This is a genomic window from Dyadobacter sp. SRI_021 (assembly GCF_057586235.1).
Window position 1 is genome coordinate 22,337 of sequence record NZ_JBYCZM010000014.1, and the last position, 16,354, is coordinate 38,690.

A 16,354-nucleotide genomic window follows, 5' to 3' on the forward strand; every position below is an offset into this window, starting at 1 on the left:
CGATGACAAGGATTTTTACACACACCTTACTAATCTTCCATTGCATTCTTTGGTATACCCGATGCAATGCGCAGGAACGCTACGGCAACGAATGGATCGATTACCGGCAGACTTACCTGCGCATTCCCGTCGCGGAAACCGGAATTTATAAAGTCAGCGCTAAGGAACTTTCACAGATCCGTATTCCGATGGATTCCATCGCCGCCTCCGGCATTCAGCTGTTCGCACACGGCTACGAAGTCCCCATCGAAATCGTGGGTGAATCATCGGACAGGCTAACGCACGATGCCTACATACTGTTTTCTGGAAAAAAAAATGACGGCTATGCCGATACTGCGCTGTATGCAAAGCCCGATGCCATGCCCCACCTTTACTTTAACCTCTACTCCGACACCACCGCCTATTTTCTGACCTGGCAAAACGAGAAACGCGGATTAAGGACCAGCTTCCCGACACCCGGCACGGTTACCGACAGTGCCGCATTCCACTGGGAAGAATCCGTGCAACTTTTCATCTCCCATTACCTACCCGGCCAGTTTTTCCCACCGGAAAGCAACTATGAAACCGGTTCGTTACTGACCGCCTATGACGAAGGTGAAGGTTGGACAGGCCCCGAAATAGCGGAGCATACACCTTTTGAAATTGTATTTAAAATCAATAATCTATTTAAAGAAAACCCACCGGACATTGACTGTGAAATGTTCCTCGCGGGCTGGTCTCCGGGTGTGCATTCATTTACACTTTGGCTGGGTAGCGGCCAAAATCTGAAAAGAAAATTGGTTGATTTGAATATAACCGGCCGCGAAACCAAGATTATTCACTTCAAAACACCCGTTGAAGACTTCGATGAAACCGGTCAGCTAACACTCACGCTCCTTCCCGCAGGCACGGGCGGGCACGTGTCGCTCTCGTACGCTCGTATATACTACCCGCAAGCGGGCCCGCGCATCGCACCCGAGCCCAATGAAATCCTGCCTCCACGTATAGTAAAATTCTCTCCAATTGATCCCGAAACAGAATATCTCATCATCACACATCCGCTGATGCGGGTACGAGTACAGGGGCACGACGCCGTCGAAGAATATGCGCACTACCGCACATCCGAAGCCGGAGGCGGGTATAAAACGTCAGTTATTTACAGCTATGAACTTTATGATCAGTTCAATGCAGGCCAGCCTGGTCCGCAAGGCATTCGCAATGCGGTTCATGCGCTGCATGACAGAGGAAATTTGAAATTCATATTATTGGCGGGAAGATCGATAGACCCTCAAAAAGCACGAAAAATGAAGGATTCGTGGCAGACGGACATGGTACCGAATGCCGGCTGGCCGGGCTCGGATATCGCCCTGGCAACCATGAAGGGCGCTTACAATCCGCTCGTTTCGATTGGCCGCATTAATGCGCTAAACTCCCGGCAACTACTCGATTACCTCCGCAAAGTACAAGCCATGGAAGCCGAACGCCCGTCAGCAACCTGGCGGAAACGGATATTGCATTTAAGTGGTGGCAGATCGAGGGACGAGCTGAATGTCTTTCGATCTTATGTCCAATCATTTGAAAAGAAACTTGAAAACACACCGCTCGCGGATAGGGTAACAACGATTTCGAAGCTTACAGACAACGCAGTTGAGCAAGTTCACATTGATAAGCAAGTCAATGAAGGCGTCGGGCTTATTACCCTGTTTGGACATTCCTCCCTTGATCTTACCGACATCGACATCGGCCATGCGAGCGATCCCTCGAGGAATTACCAGAACCATCCGCGCTATCCGGCGGTGATCGTGAACGGCTGCGCGGCGGGCAGTATTTTCTATTCAACCCAAACATTGAGTTCTGACTGGATTTTCGCGCCCAAAAGCGGGGCAGTCCTTTTTCTGGCTCATACTTTCAATGGCCCATCGACCGCGTTGAAGCGTTACACCGATATTTTCTACGAGGTATTGGCCGACACCGCATTCACGAGCAAACCGTTTGGCATAGTCCAGCAGGAAGCCATCCGCCGAAATCTCTCACGTAACCCGGGTATACTGGATAGCATTACGGTGCAGCAGATGACGCTCCATGGCGACCCGGCCATCCGCATTTTTCCTTCCCTGATCCCGGATACTTTGGCCGACAGTCAATCCGTTGACCTGCCGCCATTATTACAGGTTTTCGTCGACGGAAGGCGCATTCAAAACGGAGAGATGGTTTCCGGGAAACCCATAATCCAGGTCCGAATTTTCGATGAAAACCTACCCGCAACGGATAATGATACGACTATGGCGGCCGTGTGGCTGAAAAGGCTCTGCCCGGGATGTACCGCTATGAGAGTGCCATTAAGCACCGCCGCAGGGAAAAATAGTGCCGGGAGATTTTATGAAATCACCTTTCAACCCGCATTACTTTCCGGCAAATACCTGCTGACCGTCCAATGCCGCGACAAGACGGGACATTCGCCGCCGCCGTACCAGATTCATTTTGAAATAGCTGGTTACGCCCAACCCGTAGAGGTAACTGTTTCGCCCAACCCGTCGGGCCAATGGTTTAGGTTTACGATTCAAAACCGGGGACTTATCTCCACCGACCTCGAATTGAACATCCATAACCCGCTGGGAACAACCGTTTTCCGAAAACTGTTACATTGTAACGTGGGTCGTCATGAATGCTTCTGGATTCCTGCAACACATTCTCGCGGAACTCCTGCCGGACTTTATTACTACACGATTCATCCCCCGGAAGCCGGGTACCAGCCTGCATTTTCCCCCGAAGGTATGCGGGGATATTTGGTTTATACTCCCTGAAGTAAGCGGCTCGGAAAGCCTGTTTTACCGCTGGACCTCATTTTGTTTCCACAAAAACTTATTATTTTTGTCCATTATAAAAAAGATATCCCATTGAAAGAATACGGCAGTAACGTACAAAAATTGGCCGACCACATCGTCAAGATAGAGGACAAAGCGAAGCGCACTCTCTACGCGCACATCCTGGTCGAACTTATGCGTCAGATACACCCCAACATGCGGGATAACCAGGATTATACCAACAAGTTGTGGGACGACCTGTACATTATTTCCGGTTTCGAACTGGATGTCGACAGTCCTTTTCCACCACCATCCAAGGAGGCGCTGGGCAAGAAACCGCTACGGGTCGATTACAATCAACAGAACCTGCAATTCCGCCATTACGGCCGTAATATAGATCTGCTACTGGAAAAAGCTTCGCAGACCGAAAACCCGGAAGACCGCCTCGCATTCGTTTCCTACATTTTCCGCTTGATGCGCTCATTCTTTAATGCATGGAACAAGGATAACCCCGAAGACAGTGTGTTGCTCAGCCAGCTGGAACAACTTAGCAAAGGCCGTTTGAAGGAAGAAATTGATTATATCCGTAAATCAGGACCCATTGATGCTGCGCCGAAAGACCGCAATAACAACCAGGAGCGGAACCGGGTGAACCAGATGGGCGGAAACAACTTCAAAGCCCAATCCCACAATTCAGAAAGGCAGGGCGGCGGCAACCAGGGCAATCAGAACCGCAACCGGAACAAGTTTCAAAACCGGAACAACAACAATAACAACAACCGGAATAACAACCGCAAAAAACCTGGAATGTAAAATCCAGGTTTCATTTTATACCGTCTCAATTGCCCAAAATCTTATATGGCATCATTCAAAATTACCGGGGATCGTCGTCTCAAGGGTGAAATTGTGCCGCAAGGCGCTAAAAACGAAGCATTGCAAATCATCTGTGCTGTGCTCCTGACCAAAGAACCCGTGACAATCCATAACATCCCGAATATCCGCGACGTAAACCAGCTGATCAACCTCCTGGGCGATCTGGGTGTACGCCGCACACGGCTGAGCGAAACTTCCATCCGCTTCGAAGCCGACGATATCAACCTCGATTACCTCGAATCGGATTCGTTCCGCCAAAAAGCGGCTGCATTGCGGGGCTCGGTGATGCTGCTCGGCCCTATGCTGGCGCGTTTCCGCAAAGGACGCATTCCTCGTCCGGGCGGCGATAAAATCGGCCGGAGAAGGCTTGACACCCACTTCCTGGGTTTCGAGAAACTGGGTGCGGAATTCAGCTATGATGAAGAAGACGGCGGGTTCTATCGCGTCGATGCTGCCAATCTGAAAGGTACCTACATGCTTCTGGACGAGGCTTCGGTAACCGGTACGGCTAACGTTTTGATGGCTGCGGTAATGGCCGAAGGCACGACCACCATTTACAATGCAGCCTGCGAGCCTTATTTGCAGCAGCTTTGTAAAATGCTGAACCGCATGGGAGCCAAAATCTCCGGTATTGCCTCCAACCTGCTGGTGGTGGAAGGCGTAAGCGAGCTGAAAGGCACCGAGCACACGATGCTGCCGGATATGATCGAAATCGGTAGCTTCATTGGCCTCGCCGCGATGACGCAATCGGAAATTACCATCAAAGATTGCCGCATTCCGGAGTTGGGCATTATTCCCGATGTTTTCAAAAGACTGGGTATTCAAATGGAATTCCGGGGTGACGACATCTTTATCCCTGCACAGGAACGCTACCGCATTGAAAACTATCTTGACGGTTCTACGCTATCCGTGGCCGACGCTCCATGGCCCGGCTTCACACCCGACTTGCTGAGTATCGTGCTCGTAACAGCCACACAGGCGCAGGGAACCGTTCTGATTCACCAGAAAATGTTCGAAAGCCGTTTGTTCTTTGTGGATAAACTGATCGAAATGGGCGCACAAATTATCCTTTGCGACCCGCACCGCGCAACGGTGATCGGCCACAACCGCGAGACACAGCTCCGCGGCATCCGCATGACTTCCCCCGATATCCGTGCCGGGGTTGCATTGCTCATTGCAGCAATGTCGGCCAAAGGCGTGAGCATTATCGATAATATCGAGCAGATCGACCGCGGTTACCAGAACATCGATACGCGTCTGAACGCGATTGGTGCGGAAATCGTGAGATTATAGTAATACTAATGCAAAAATGCCCGGGGCTCTGCGGAACCCCGGGCATTTTTGTTTAAAACTTATATTACTTCTTCTTGCCGTAGCTGCATTTGCTGTTATCCGCCTTCACATAGTAGGACTTGTAATTCGTCGCTTTCGGGTCCATGCAGCCTTTCAAATCCAGGATTTCCACTTTTCTGAATTCCACAGGGTGGCTTTCACTTTGCAGGGATATCGAGCCATGGTCAAGCAGTTTGCCGGCAATTTTTACCTCCGGGTCCGTAGCACCGCCCAGGTTTCCGCCGCCAAGTTGCGGCTTGTTGTATTCGAGCACCATTTCACCATTTGCAAAATGCTGGATCAGTGAATCACCCAATACCAGCACCTCGGCACGTACCCACTGGTCGCCATCGTAAGTTTTTGATTTTGAATTAACACAATGCTGCGTTACCAGCTTACCGTCGATCACCACGTTGGTACCGGGCGTACAAAGGTTACAAGTCGTGCGGGTCTTGCCATTTCCACCCAATAGCTGTACTTCGATCGACGCTGGAAAGTCCTGGTCTTTACCCATTGTCGCAGCTGGCTGCCCGTGCACCATGATGCCGGAATTCCGCCATGCCCAGCCTTCGCCCTTTGGAGCCTGTTCGCCTACGAAGCGGTATTCAACAGCAATGCGGTAATAGGAAAAATCGCCTTTATAGAAGATATGCCCGTATTTCTGAGCGAAATCATCGTATTTGTCATAACGAACCACCATTTTGCCATCTTCCACCCGGAAGGTGTTGTTATAGTTGTCGTTCAGTTCATAGCCGCGGATTTTGATATCCCAGCCATCCAGGTTTTTTCCGTTAAAGAGTTGCTTCCAGTCCTGCTTTTCGGCATTATTCTTTTGGCCGAAAACCGTAAGGCACAGAAGACTGAACAGGATCGTGAGTTGTAATTTCATGAATACAGGTTAAATTAATATTGCATTATGCCGCAATATACGATTTAAAAGCCGCTCTCATTAGCCGCTTTCAAATCCAAAAATGCAGTTACTTCGTAGTTAAGTTATACCAAATATCCTTCAACCCTGATCACCACGCGGAATGCCCCTGAAAACGAAAGATAAAATCGCGCTATTCTGGTTTCGCCGAGACCTTCGGCTACATGACAATGCGGGGCTTTACTATGCCTTACGCTCAGGCTATCCGGTGGTCCCGCTTTTCATTTTCGACCGGAATATCCTCGACGACCTGGAAGAGAAGAGAGACGCCAGGCTGACTTTTATACATGATGCTATTTCAAGCATCCAGCAGGAGTTGAAGCAAAAAGATGCCGATATATTGGTGGAATACGGCTTCCCCGTCAAAATATGGGAAAAATTGGTAGATGAATACGATATCGCCGAAGTGTACACCAACACCGATTACGAACCCTACGCCACCGACCGTGACAGGGAGGTTTACCGGATTTTAAAGCAAAAAGGTATTGTTTTCAAAACCTGCAAGGACCAGGTCATTTTTGAAAAACAGGAAATCCTAACAGGCCAGGGCACGCCATACACTGTTTTTACACCTTACAGCAAAGCATGGAAAGAGAAACTCACTGATTTTTACATCAAATCCTATCCGACTGAAAAGTATTTCGGACATCTTCAAAAGTGGCACGGTGCCGCATTGCCCGCATTGAAAAACATGGGCTTTGAAAAGGTTAGGTCTGAATTCCCATCGGATCATATCGGTCATACACTATTGAGAGATTATGCCCGGGATCGCGACTTTCCTGCCAGAGAAGGCACCAGCCGCATGGGCATTCACCTCCGCTTCGGCACAGTGAGCATACGCGAGCTTACGCGTCAGGCACGGAGGCACAGCGATGTCTATCTGAATGAGTTGATCTGGCGGGACTTCTACCAGCAAATTCTCTCCAACTTCCCGCATGTAGGAAAGGGTGAGGCATTTCGGAAAGGCTATGATTTCATTAAATGGCGCTACGACAAGGCCGATTTCCAGAAATGGTGTGAAGGCAAAACGGGTTATCCGCTGGTAGATGCCGGTATGCGGCAGCTCAATGCGACGGGCTTCATGCATAACCGCGTGCGGATGGTCACCGCCAGCTTCCTGGCCAAGCATCTGCTCATCGACTGGCGCTGGGGTGAGGCCTATTTTGCCGAAAAACTGCTGGATTACGACCTGGCTGCCAACAACGGCGGCTGGCAATGGGCAGCCGGCTCCGGGACCGATGCCGCACCCTATTTCAGGATATTCAACCCGGCCTCACAGATGGAGAAGTTCGACCCTAAAATGGAGTATATCAAAAAATGGGTCCCGGAGTTTGGTACCGATGCCTACCCTGTCCCGATGGTCGACCATAAAGAAGCGAGGGAACGTTGCCTGAGAACTTACAAGGCTGCGCTGGACAAGGCCAATCGGTAACTATTTACCTCCCGCAATTACAGTTACCATATCCTCCGGACGTAAGTAGTTGTTCGCCATCGCCATCACATCTTCCGCGGTAGTGGCATGAATGCGGTCAATATATTGATTGAAAAAATTGGCAGGCAAGCTATCCAGTAGCAATATCTTACGGCGGTCGGCGACCTCGAAGGCCGTATTCAGCGACCCAGCAAATTCTCCGGCCATAAAGTTCTTAACCGTCTGCAGTTCCTCCGCTCCCACCAGTTCGGTTTGCAGCCGGTGTATTTCCTTCTTGATTTCGTCGACGGTTTGCTGGGTAAATTCCTTTTTTACGTCCGTACCGATCATCAGATAACCCTCGTGACGCAAAGTCACCAGATGCGAGGAAATGCCGTAAGTAAGGCCTTTTTCTTCGCGGATATTCTTCATCAGTCTCGATCCGAAGTAGCCTCCAAGGATCTCGTTCGTCACCAGCATTTTGAAATAATCGGGATGGTGGCGATTGAATAGCACCCGGCCCATCCTGATCGAAGATTGCACACTTTCCGGCCGCTCTACGATCGTTTCGTCTCCCTGATAAACCTCGGAAGCATTGAATGAAACCCTACCGGACTCCCTATCGAAGGTGTTCTGCCCTAAGGCCGCATTTACATGCTGAACATCTGCTTCACTAACCTGGCCAGCGAGTACCGCTGTAAATTTCCCTTCCCGGATGAAGCTGTCATAATGCGCTTTTACCGCATCCATTCCCAACGATTCGATCCCTTCAATGCTCTGGCTTTGTCCATACGGGTGGCTTTCACCGAAAAGCCGCGCCCTGAATTCCGTGGTAGCCAGATATGCTGTTTTTTCCTTGTTCACTTTCAGGTTCTGTACCGTAATGTTTTTCAACTCCTGGAATTCCTTCTCCGGGAAGGTAGCGCTGCGGATCAGCTTTTGCACCAGCGGCAACACTTCCGGCAGGAAGCGCGAAAGGCAATACACCACGATTCCCACACGGTCGGATGTGTGAGTGAGGTCAGTGAACGCCCCAAGCTGGTCGAAAGCCTCGCTGATTTCCTGCGAAGTCATTCCCTCCACGCCTTCGGTCAGCATTTTGACTGCAAAATAGGACGCTGCCGTTTCGCTTTCATACCAATTACCTGCTTCGAAGATACATTCCAGGCGTACCACCGGCTGTTCCCCGATATTGATCACGTGCAGCGCGATCCCATTATCGAGGGTATAGGTTTGAGGTTCCGGCAGGCTTACAGTTTGAATAATTTTGAAATCAGGGGCAATGGTACGGTCCAGTGACATGGGCAGCGGTGAGTATAAAAAAACGAATGACGTTGCAATAACGCCATTCGTTCTGAATAATTAAATTTCTGTTAAGGCTTAGTTTTCGCTGTCGCCTACATCGAGCTTCTCAGCTTTGTTCAATTGGAGCGACAAAGTGATACGCAGTGTTTGTGCAAGCGGGCTTCCCTGTGTTGTAGGGAACATGTAAGCGAAGTCGGCACCCCATTTGTCTGCAAAACGAAGACCTGCACCGGCAGTGAAGAAGCGGCGATCGCCTTTGTTTTTATTCTCTCCGAAATAACCCGCTCTCAAAGCGAAGATATTGTTGTACCAGTATTCCAGACCGGTCGCGATCGCTACTTCCTGGATCTCTTCTTTAAACCCGTCCGGGGCATCCGAGAACGAGCCGAATACGCCGTTCAGCAATGGTTTTGTATTGATATTGGTTTTGCCGTCCGGTGTAGGCACCATCAATTTGCTGAAATCGATAATGAAATTGAAACGGTTTCTTCCATCTCCGGTATACGACAACCCGGTACCGATTTTCAGCGTTGTTGGAATAAAGTTTTCTGTTTCTGTGCTGGAACCGTAATTGATCTTACCACCCAGGTTAGAAAGTACACCACCCAATGACCACACGAGTTCGCTGCCGGTATCTTCATTCTTGAATTCCTTTTTGTAATACGCGCTGATATCACCCGCTGCTACGCGCGCAGGGCTCAGTGAAACGTTATTGATTACCGCATTTCCCGCGAGGTTAGACGAGATATATTTCAAAGTCAGGCCCATCGAGAAGTTTCTGCCCAGCTGGCGAGAGTAAGTTCCGTTGATAGCGACTTCACGAGAATTAAAATAACCAATATTATTACCTACCGCATCACGCAAATCGAGCTCGCCGTTGTTGAAATAGTTAACAGAAAGCGCTACTGCCTGGCGATCTCCCAATTTCTTGTAGGCTGTAAGGTAACCGAGCCACATATCATCAACCAGGTAACGGAGCCATGGTGTGTAAGAAGCTGAAATGCCAAAATCCTTGGTATTGTAGGGAAGCTTCGCTGCGTTCCAATAGGTTGAATTTGCGTCCGGGCTGAGTGCTACACCGGCTTCTCCCATTGCTGCACTTCTAGCATCAGGGGCAAATGTCAGAAAGGAAAGTGGTGATGCTGGTATTCTTCTGGTAGAATCCTGCTGGGCGAAAAGCGTACCTGATGTTAAAAAGAATAGTGAGGATAATGTAACAAAAAAAAGTTTCATAGAAATTGGATTTGCGATAGGAAGTGCCTGTATCAGCTTCTTTAAAGGGTCAAAAATACAATGAAAGATAGTTATTACTAAAAATTTGATAAGTTTTATTATCTTAAGGAGACCTTATCAACTTACCGGCTTTCAGATCGGTAGAATTGTCTTTTAACGATCTGATCACTAAATGATAAACCAGGGATTGATCCACCGGTACCGTCCTCAGCCACTGCGCCACGTCCAGCACTTCCCTGATAACCGGTTCGCTGTTATAGTAAAGCTTTTTATAAGTGCCCAAACGTTGCCCATTAACAAGCAATATATTAAAAATTAATTCTACGTCCTCATTTACCCGGTTATGCCCCAGCTCGAATACAAGGTCTTTCTGAAATGGGTTAGGGTAAATATTAAAGGTGCTGAGCGCTATTCCCTTGGCGGGACCTACTAGAAACCCGAACGCTATTTCAGAAAAGTTAGTATACGTATCCCACACTTTTACACGGACAATATATTTTCCGGCAGGCAGATTATTTAACGGATAATTGATACTACCCGATTGATAATTATCCAAATCCGCTACATAATAATCGTTCAAAACTACGGTCTGCGTATCATTCAATGTCATCGTAATATCATGGCCGATACCTGCACGCGAAATACTGATCCCGTTCGCATCGCTCATGTGCAACACCAGTACCGACGACGGTTCGACGGTGTCGCCATCCCGGAAAGCGGGGGTATTGAGGTAACCCGTCAGCTTCGGCGGAATGGTGTCCTTCTGCTGAACGGCGCTTCCGCCAACCACCAATGCCAGTTGCGCCGAAGCATCCTCAGTGCTGTCACTGCTCACAACATACACACTCGCGCGCCCAAGGCCGATCCGGTAGTCGATGTCCTTCGGCATTTGCAGGTGGCATTGTAAACGGCCGCTTTTCACTGTCACTTTCCCGTCGAAAAGCTTGCTACGGAATTCGGTATAGGTTTCCGGGGTACCTTCATTCCCGAGCGTGCGGAATTCGATCGGCTTGTCGTAAATCAGCAATCTGGCAGTTCCGTTAAAATCGCCATCAGCCTTTCCGGTCACCGGATCGAAAATTTCAGCTTTCAGCGTAACCTTTTGCAAAGCACGCAGGGTATCGGGCGGCGAACTCCACCGGACCCCCTTCCTTCCGGGCGACAGTGTCATCGACGGATCAGCCAGTAGTGTGAAATTCCGGTTCAGACTACCGGCAAGCGCATTGTTTTTTGTGTATTTAAAAAAATCTCCCAGCCGCTGGCCCGGTTTCGCATTCAGTAATGCCTCGTAAAAAGCTTTGTTCAAAGCAAAATTGGTACTGGAATAAACCGGCCGGGTGGTACTGATCGCCCCTACCGCTGCTCCTTTCGCGCTCAAAACCATCAGTTCCGCCCCGGACACAATTCCCGGATCGTCGTAACGGCCAAAATCACAGGTAGCGGTAATCAGTAGCGGCAAATTGTCCATTCCCCTGCTCGAAAGCATATCTGCCAATGTCAACACCTGTTCCTCTGCCCAGCCGCTTGTGCCACCGTGTCCGGTGTAATTCAAGATCAGCGTGCCATTATCGATCGCCTTTCGGATCGCCTGGTTGATGGCCGGTGCTTTTTGCCCTGCGTCGGTGGTCGTTTGCGGCACCTCGTCAAGGAACGATCTGGTCGAAAACATCCTGCCCTGGATAAGGTTTGCAAGCTGATCGGCATGACGCTGATGGATATTCCCATCTCCGTCGTCGGCCACAAACCGCACGCTGTTCTTCCATATCCCGAAGGACGATTCATAGCGCATGAGCTTGTCGACCACAATCTTTGCCTCTGCCAGCGATTTTACCGGTAACCTGCCAATGCCTATATCCACCGTATGGTCACCGGCCGTAGTCTCGTCCCAATCGCCCTCATTAGCATCCATAAAACCAAAATAATCGTCGGACGAGTACGTATAAACAGGGTTCAGCGACTCTCTGCTCTCATACACGGGCACCCATGCGGCGCGCTGTGCCTCCGATTGGTTATTGACGAGATTTCGATAGTCGTACGTTGCATCGCCGAACAATAGAAGATATTTCAGCTTGCCCGGAGTTTTCCGGTAAAGTTGTCTGGTAAAATCACGAATGGCGGTAATGTCCGGCCGCCCGGAAGCATATTCATTATAAATCTGTTCGGTGGTGACAACGAGTACATCCAAACCGTCGCTGGTATTTCTGAACGCGGCAAGGCGGTTGGCCTCCGTCGCCCACGCAGCAGGCGTAACGATGAGCATGTCAGGCGTCGGCGATGCAACAATATTCTGATTGGCGACCGGTTGCCAGTTTACCGGCTGAAATGCGGCTCCCAGCTCGAAACCAATGTATCTCTGAAGGTTTTTGGCGCCTGCGGCAGTCCACCGCAAAGAGCCCGCTGCATCTTTCTGCGATATTGAAAGCGGCGTAAGTGGGTTTGTAATATTCCAGATATTGAAACCATCGGAAGAACCTGCAAACTGATAAGTAACAGTATCCGTCGACTGTGGCAGGAAATGATATATCTGCTGGCCTTCGTAGTTCCGCAGCTCCCGCTTTACCTGCAAGCCCACATAGTCAAGATAAGCCTCTGCCGAACTCTGCCCGTTCTTATTATAAGTGACACCAATGGTAAAATTGCCCGAAGCCGGCGCATTCTTTACGACATACGTATTTCCGGTTTGCAGCGCTTTTACGTCATACGTACCGGAACTTATCGTGCCGATAGCCTCCTGCCCTACCTCGCCGCCATTCACTTGCCATACGAAGCGCGTAGGCACTTGCGCGGCGCCGATTGTCGATGTTCTCAACTTAAAATCCGATGAGGATACCACACCCGGCAATGACACATTTATGCTGAAGCCCGAGGGGCTTCCCAAGTATTCGCCCCACCATTCACGGCCTGATTTGAGTGTGTTGGACGATTCTGTTTCGTGATACCAGTAGTCGTCAAATTGTTTGATTGTTTTGGAAGCGGTGACGGACAGGCCGGCCGCAGGTTTTACCCTCAACCCATTATTTTCAGTAAATGTGATGAAATAGAAACTAGAATCGGAATAATAGTTGAGTTGGTGCCGGAGTTCTGCTTTCGCAGCATCGTATTGAATAATATGCGGGCCTTCCGCATAGAAATAAACGGCATCGCCCTTGTCGAACTTTCCGTCCTCTTCACCGCTGACCCAGATCGCATTTTCCGTCAATGCATTCACATATCCCGATTGATTGGATTGCGGCAGCATGGCTCCGCCGTTTCCGTAAATGCGGATCCCGGCCGGCCGCACAGTTGCGACATCGACGCCCATTTTAGACAGCATATCCGCATCCACACGGTAAATACCCGATTCAGTTACGGCCAGCCTGAACCACTGTCCTTCCGACAATACCGATTTTTGTGCATAGGAAATAAGAGAAACCAGCACCGCCAGACAGCTTAAAACTGTTCGGCAGGCCATTTTCCGGACATCAGCATGCTTCAACCAATGCATGAGCAGGGATCGTGTAGAGACGTTGAGAGGCCTTGTCCGTACAGAGCACGCGTGTACGCCTGAGCGTTCCGCGTGTGAACGTCCTGTTCTGGAAAACGAAGTTGGTCCCCTCGTCCAACTGAAACAGGCATACTTTGCCGGTATTCAATTCCTGCTCATCGTATTTTCTGAGCGCATTAAAAAGTTTCTGGTCACCTCCGGTAGACGCGGCGGGATTTCGAGCATAACGAAGCAAATAGACGAGAATGTCTTTCGGAAAAATACTTTCATGCATGACCGGCGCCAGCAATTCCCTGAATTCGTGCTTCCATTCGACGCCATGCGGCGCTACCCTCCTGCGTCCGCGGCCTTTGTATTTGTAATGAACAACGCAATGCGCCACCTCGTGCAGGTAGGTAATGAGAAAGCTATAAGGATTCAGATTAACATTGACGGTGATCCGGGGAACCATGCCGGGCTTTACTGTAAAATCGCCCAGGCGGGTGCGGCGCGGGCGCGAGAGAAAGAAATCAAAGCGGTGGGTGCGATACAACTCCTGGCAATACTCGGCTGCCCCCTCCGGCACATACGAACCCAAAGACACGTTTTTCATACCCCGAATAAAAAAAGAAAAGCCCTACTTTCATAGGGCTTTTCAAGATTTTCGACTTGTACGTCTGATTACTTCTTAGTAGTATCAGCAGCAGTAGTGTCAGCAGCAGCAGCAGTTGTATCAACAGCAGTTGTATCAACAGCAGGAGTTTCAACAGTTACAGCAGTAGTATCAGCTGATTCGTCAGCAGGTTTGCTAGTACAAGCAGCGAAAGCTACCATCCCGGCAACAAACGCAAATGCAAAGAATTTTTTCATTTCTTGGGTGTAATTAAGGTTCGATGCAAAGGTAATATGATCGAATTGAATATTCCTAAATTTTGAGTTTGTATTTTTCCAAGAACTTAAAATTTCCTTAGAAAATTCTTAATTCACTTCAATTTGTCCTATTAATTCTGCCATTACCCCTAAACACTCTCTAATTTTTCGTTGTAGGCTCTCACACAGGCCGCTACTTCCGGCAGCAACTCCTGGTTGGCTTCAATACCGTTGCCCACCACGATCACATCCGCACCTGCGTGCAATGCAGCGTCGGCTTTTTCGTAGGAATCGATCCCTCCTCCAACAATAATCGGTGTGTCTACCGCCGCGCGTACCGCCGCAATGGTTTCACCCGGAACGGGGAACAATGCGCCGCTGCCGGCATCGAGGAAAATGTTCCGAAGACCCAAGTATTCGCCTGCGAGCGCAGTGCATGCAGCAATGCCCGGCTTGTCGCGCGGGAGCGGCGTGGTATTGCTGATATAGGACACGGTCGTAAGCTTGCCGCTTTCGATGAGCATATAGCCTGTCGGCAATACTTCGAGGTTGCTTCTTTTCAATAACGGTGCGGCAATAACGTGCTGGCCGATCAGCAGCTCGGGATTGCGGCCCGAGATCAGCGAAAGCAGTAAAATGGCATCGGCAGTAGGCTCGATGTGCAGGCTGCTGCCGGGAAAAAGTATCGCGGGAATGCTGGTATATTCATGAATAGCGGCAATGAGTTTGTCGATGGCGTAGTTGGTAATGAGGCTTCCGCCTACAAAAAAGAAGTCAACACCGTGCCCAGCCGCGTATTCGAGGAATTTCGGGAATGTGGAAAGGTTAATTTTATCCGGATCAAGGAGAACAGCAAACGATTTCCTTTTTTCGGCCTTACGTTCGGAAAGGAGGTCTGCGATTTGGTGTTTCGCTGCTTTCATTCGGTTTTTCGTTCGTCTTCAATAAAATGTTTCAGCTTCTGGCGCGCCCACCCCACAGCCAATGTCCAGGCTAAACTTTGAACGGCTTGTCCGACCGCAGACTGGGTTTTGATTTTGGTGACTTTCTTCTCGACAGGTTCAACCGGCTCGACCAAAATTTCCTTTTTCTTTTTTCCTTTTGGCAGCAATGCATTCATGACCACGAATGTCGTCGCCATTACCCCGCCGATGATCAGCGCCTGCTTGCCGTATTCCGTCGCCTCTTTTTTAAGTCCGCTCCATTGCGTTTCCAGCTTGTCGCGGTACAGATCGGCGTCCTGCAACAAACCTTCTTTCTCCTTGTCCGTATCCGATGAAAACGGCTTAGTGATTTTAACCGAAGAATCTATTGAAGAACTCATTTCATATCTGTTTAAATAGCGTCAGAGAATTTTTCAAAAGGAATCCAAAAATAGCAATTCAGGGAAACTTATTGCCAAATAAAGCAGCCAAAAAGCATTATTCCTCTTTCGTGCTGACAAAACGAACGATTATTTTCCGGATCAGCCTGATCCAGGTTTCTTTCCAGGTGATGGTTATCGCCAGCTTGATAATGAAAATACCGAGCAATATCACAAACCCGAGATAATCACTATGCAGCCATTCGTTCAGGAATGTCCCGAGCAAAATGACCAGTAAAATCAGGATCGTAAGGCCAATGCATAACAATATGGCGGCGTAAACCCCCATCACCACGGCCCGCTCGATCTTGTCGCGGGTCTCGATTTTAAATAGATCGATCCTGGTTTCGAAATATTTAAAAAGGGTGTCCTTGATTTCTTCCAGTTGACTCAGCATAGCGGTATATTTCAAATCATGTGAAACGTTTTAAGGTCTGAACAACAGACTTTTTTCACATTAATCCAAAAACATACCAAGAATCGCGGAGACAATGGACATCACCAGTCCGAACAGCAATGCAGAAATAAAACCGTCGATCCGGAAGCCGTCGACAAGCGACGCAGCCAGGTAAATTATGAAAACATTGACGACGAAATAGAACAACCCCAGCGTCAGAATCGTGATGGGTAATGCGAGGATTTGCAGGACCGGTTTGAGGAATGTATTGAGAATACCCAGTACAATCGCCACGATAATGGCTGTGCCTGTGCTGGCTACTACAACCCCGGGTACCAAATTTGCGGCAACCATTACCGCCAAAGTACTGATAATAAGACGCAGGAGCAGCTTCAT

The 16,354-nt window shown here is 49.3% G+C and carries 14 protein-coding genes; 4 read left to right on the forward strand and 10 right to left on the reverse strand.

Features of this window, described 5'->3' with window-relative positions; all coding sequences use genetic code 11:
- The first annotated feature begins 2 nt into the window (after positions 1 to 2).
- The 3 genes from AC2YIT_RS28690 to murA are packed head-to-tail and all read left to right on the forward strand — an operon-like array spanning position 3 to position 4,949.
- Positions 3 to 2,783: a C25 family cysteine peptidase gene (locus tag AC2YIT_RS28690; protein WP_487281450.1), complete on the forward strand. Its 2,781-nt coding sequence runs from the start codon at positions 3 to 5 to the stop codon at positions 2,781 to 2,783.
- 42 nt (positions 2,784 to 2,825) lie between these two features.
- A complete protein-coding gene (locus tag AC2YIT_RS28695; protein ID WP_487281451.1) occupies positions 2,826 to 3,596 on the forward strand; it encodes a DUF4290 domain-containing protein in 771 nt (256 codons plus the stop codon).
- 45 nt (positions 3,597 to 3,641) lie between these two features.
- Positions 3,642 to 4,949 (forward strand): UDP-N-acetylglucosamine 1-carboxyvinyltransferase, encoded by a 1,308-nt coding sequence (gene murA, locus AC2YIT_RS28700; RefSeq protein ID WP_291203207.1) that lies wholly within the window; start codon positions 3,642 to 3,644, stop codon positions 4,947 to 4,949.
- Positions 4,950 to 5,013: 64 nt separating this feature from the next.
- On the opposite strand, the gene AC2YIT_RS28705 is transcribed toward murA, so the two are convergent.
- Positions 5,014 to 5,877 carry a 3-keto-disaccharide hydrolase gene (locus AC2YIT_RS28705; RefSeq protein ID WP_487281452.1) on the reverse strand — a complete coding sequence of 288 codons (864 nt, stop codon included), beginning with the start codon at positions 5,875 to 5,877 and terminating at the stop codon, positions 5,014 to 5,016.
- 142 nt (positions 5,878 to 6,019) lie between these two features.
- Between AC2YIT_RS28705 and AC2YIT_RS28710 the strand changes: the two genes are divergently transcribed.
- On the forward strand, positions 6,020 to 7,348 hold the full coding sequence (locus AC2YIT_RS28710; RefSeq protein ID WP_430844149.1) for a cryptochrome/photolyase family protein: 1,329 nt from the start codon (positions 6,020 to 6,022) through the stop codon (positions 7,346 to 7,348).
- Here the strand turns inward: AC2YIT_RS28710 and AC2YIT_RS28715 are convergent, their stop codons facing one another.
- The 9 genes from AC2YIT_RS28715 to AC2YIT_RS28755 all read right to left on the reverse strand — a co-directional run bounded on the left by AC2YIT_RS28715 (position 7,349) and on the right by AC2YIT_RS28755 (position 16,354).
- Positions 7,349 to 8,629 carry a M16 family metallopeptidase gene (locus AC2YIT_RS28715; RefSeq protein WP_487281453.1) on the reverse strand — a complete coding sequence of 427 codons (1,281 nt, stop codon included), beginning with the start codon at positions 8,627 to 8,629 and terminating at the stop codon, positions 7,349 to 7,351.
- 78 nt (positions 8,630 to 8,707) lie between these two features.
- Positions 8,708 to 9,865: a type IX secretion system outer membrane channel protein PorV gene (porV, locus tag AC2YIT_RS28720; protein WP_487281454.1), complete on the reverse strand. Its 1,158-nt coding sequence runs from the start codon at positions 9,863 to 9,865 to the stop codon at positions 8,708 to 8,710.
- Positions 9,866 to 9,968: 103 nt separating this feature from the next.
- Positions 9,969 to 13,349 (reverse strand): type IX secretion system sortase PorU, encoded by a 3,381-nt coding sequence (gene porU, locus AC2YIT_RS28725; protein WP_487281455.1) that lies wholly within the window; start codon positions 13,347 to 13,349, stop codon positions 9,969 to 9,971.
- Positions 13,327 to 13,941: a hypothetical protein gene (locus tag AC2YIT_RS28730; RefSeq protein ID WP_487281456.1), complete on the reverse strand. Its 615-nt coding sequence runs from the start codon at positions 13,939 to 13,941 to the stop codon at positions 13,327 to 13,329. Before AC2YIT_RS28730 ends, porU begins: the two co-directional genes overlap by 23 nt.
- Positions 13,942 to 14,009: 68 nt before the next feature.
- Positions 14,010 to 14,198 carry a PG1828 family lipoprotein gene (locus tag AC2YIT_RS28735; protein WP_106594198.1) on the reverse strand — a complete coding sequence of 63 codons (189 nt, stop codon included), beginning with the start codon at positions 14,196 to 14,198 and terminating at the stop codon, positions 14,010 to 14,012.
- A gap of 149 nt (positions 14,199 to 14,347) precedes the next feature.
- The gene (locus tag AC2YIT_RS28740; RefSeq protein ID WP_487281457.1) at positions 14,348 to 15,121 is read right to left on the reverse strand and encodes a phosphoglycerol geranylgeranyltransferase; all 774 of its coding nucleotides are present in this window, start codon (positions 15,119 to 15,121) and stop codon (positions 14,348 to 14,350) included.
- Entirely contained in the window at positions 15,118 to 15,522 is a 405-nt protein-coding gene (locus AC2YIT_RS28745; RefSeq protein WP_291203180.1) for a hypothetical protein, read from the reverse strand. The genes AC2YIT_RS28740 and AC2YIT_RS28745 overlap by 4 nt, the downstream gene beginning before the upstream one ends.
- Positions 15,523 to 15,619: 97 nt before the next feature.
- Positions 15,620 to 15,958, reverse strand: a complete 339-nt coding sequence (locus AC2YIT_RS28750) for a phage holin family protein (RefSeq protein WP_487281458.1) — start codon at positions 15,956 to 15,958, stop codon at positions 15,620 to 15,622.
- Positions 15,959 to 16,018: 60 nt separating this feature from the next.
- On the reverse strand, positions 16,019 to 16,354 hold the full coding sequence (locus tag AC2YIT_RS28755; protein WP_487281459.1) for a phage holin family protein: 336 nt from the start codon (positions 16,352 to 16,354) through the stop codon (positions 16,019 to 16,021).

Coding starts and splice junctions, on each gene's coding strand:
- porV (WP_487281454.1), bottom strand. CDS start 9,865: ATGAAACTTTTTTTTGTTACATTATCCTCACTATTCTTTTTAACATCA.
- AC2YIT_RS28710 (WP_430844149.1), top strand. CDS start 6,020: ATGCCCCTGAAAACGAAAGATAAAATCGCGCTATTCTGGTTTCGCCGA.
- murA (WP_291203207.1), top strand. CDS start 3,642: ATGGCATCATTCAAAATTACCGGGGATCGTCGTCTCAAGGGTGAAATT.
- AC2YIT_RS28690 (WP_487281450.1), top strand. CDS start 3: ATGACAAGGATTTTTACACACACCTTACTAATCTTCCATTGCATTCTT.
- AC2YIT_RS28735 (WP_106594198.1), bottom strand. CDS start 14,198: ATGAAAAAATTCTTTGCATTTGCGTTTGTTGCCGGGATGGTAGCTTTC.
- AC2YIT_RS28755 (WP_487281459.1), bottom strand. CDS start 16,354: ATGAAGCTGCTCCTGCGTCTTATTATCAGTACTTTGGCGGTAATGGTT.
- AC2YIT_RS28715 (WP_487281453.1), bottom strand. CDS start 8,629: ATGTCACTGGACCGTACCATTGCCCCTGATTTCAAAATTATTCAAACT.
- AC2YIT_RS28705 (WP_487281452.1), bottom strand. CDS start 5,877: ATGAAATTACAACTCACGATCCTGTTCAGTCTTCTGTGCCTTACGGTT.
- AC2YIT_RS28740 (WP_487281457.1), bottom strand. CDS start 15,121: ATGAAAGCAGCGAAACACCAAATCGCAGACCTCCTTTCCGAACGTAAG.
- AC2YIT_RS28750 (WP_487281458.1), bottom strand. CDS start 15,958: ATGCTGAGTCAACTGGAAGAAATCAAGGACACCCTTTTTAAATATTTC.
- AC2YIT_RS28730 (WP_487281456.1), bottom strand. CDS start 13,941: ATGAAAAACGTGTCTTTGGGTTCGTATGTGCCGGAGGGGGCAGCCGAG.
- AC2YIT_RS28745 (WP_291203180.1), bottom strand. CDS start 15,522: ATGAGTTCTTCAATAGATTCTTCGGTTAAAATCACTAAGCCGTTTTCA.
- porU (WP_487281455.1), bottom strand. CDS start 13,349: ATGCATTGGTTGAAGCATGCTGATGTCCGGAAAATGGCCTGCCGAACA.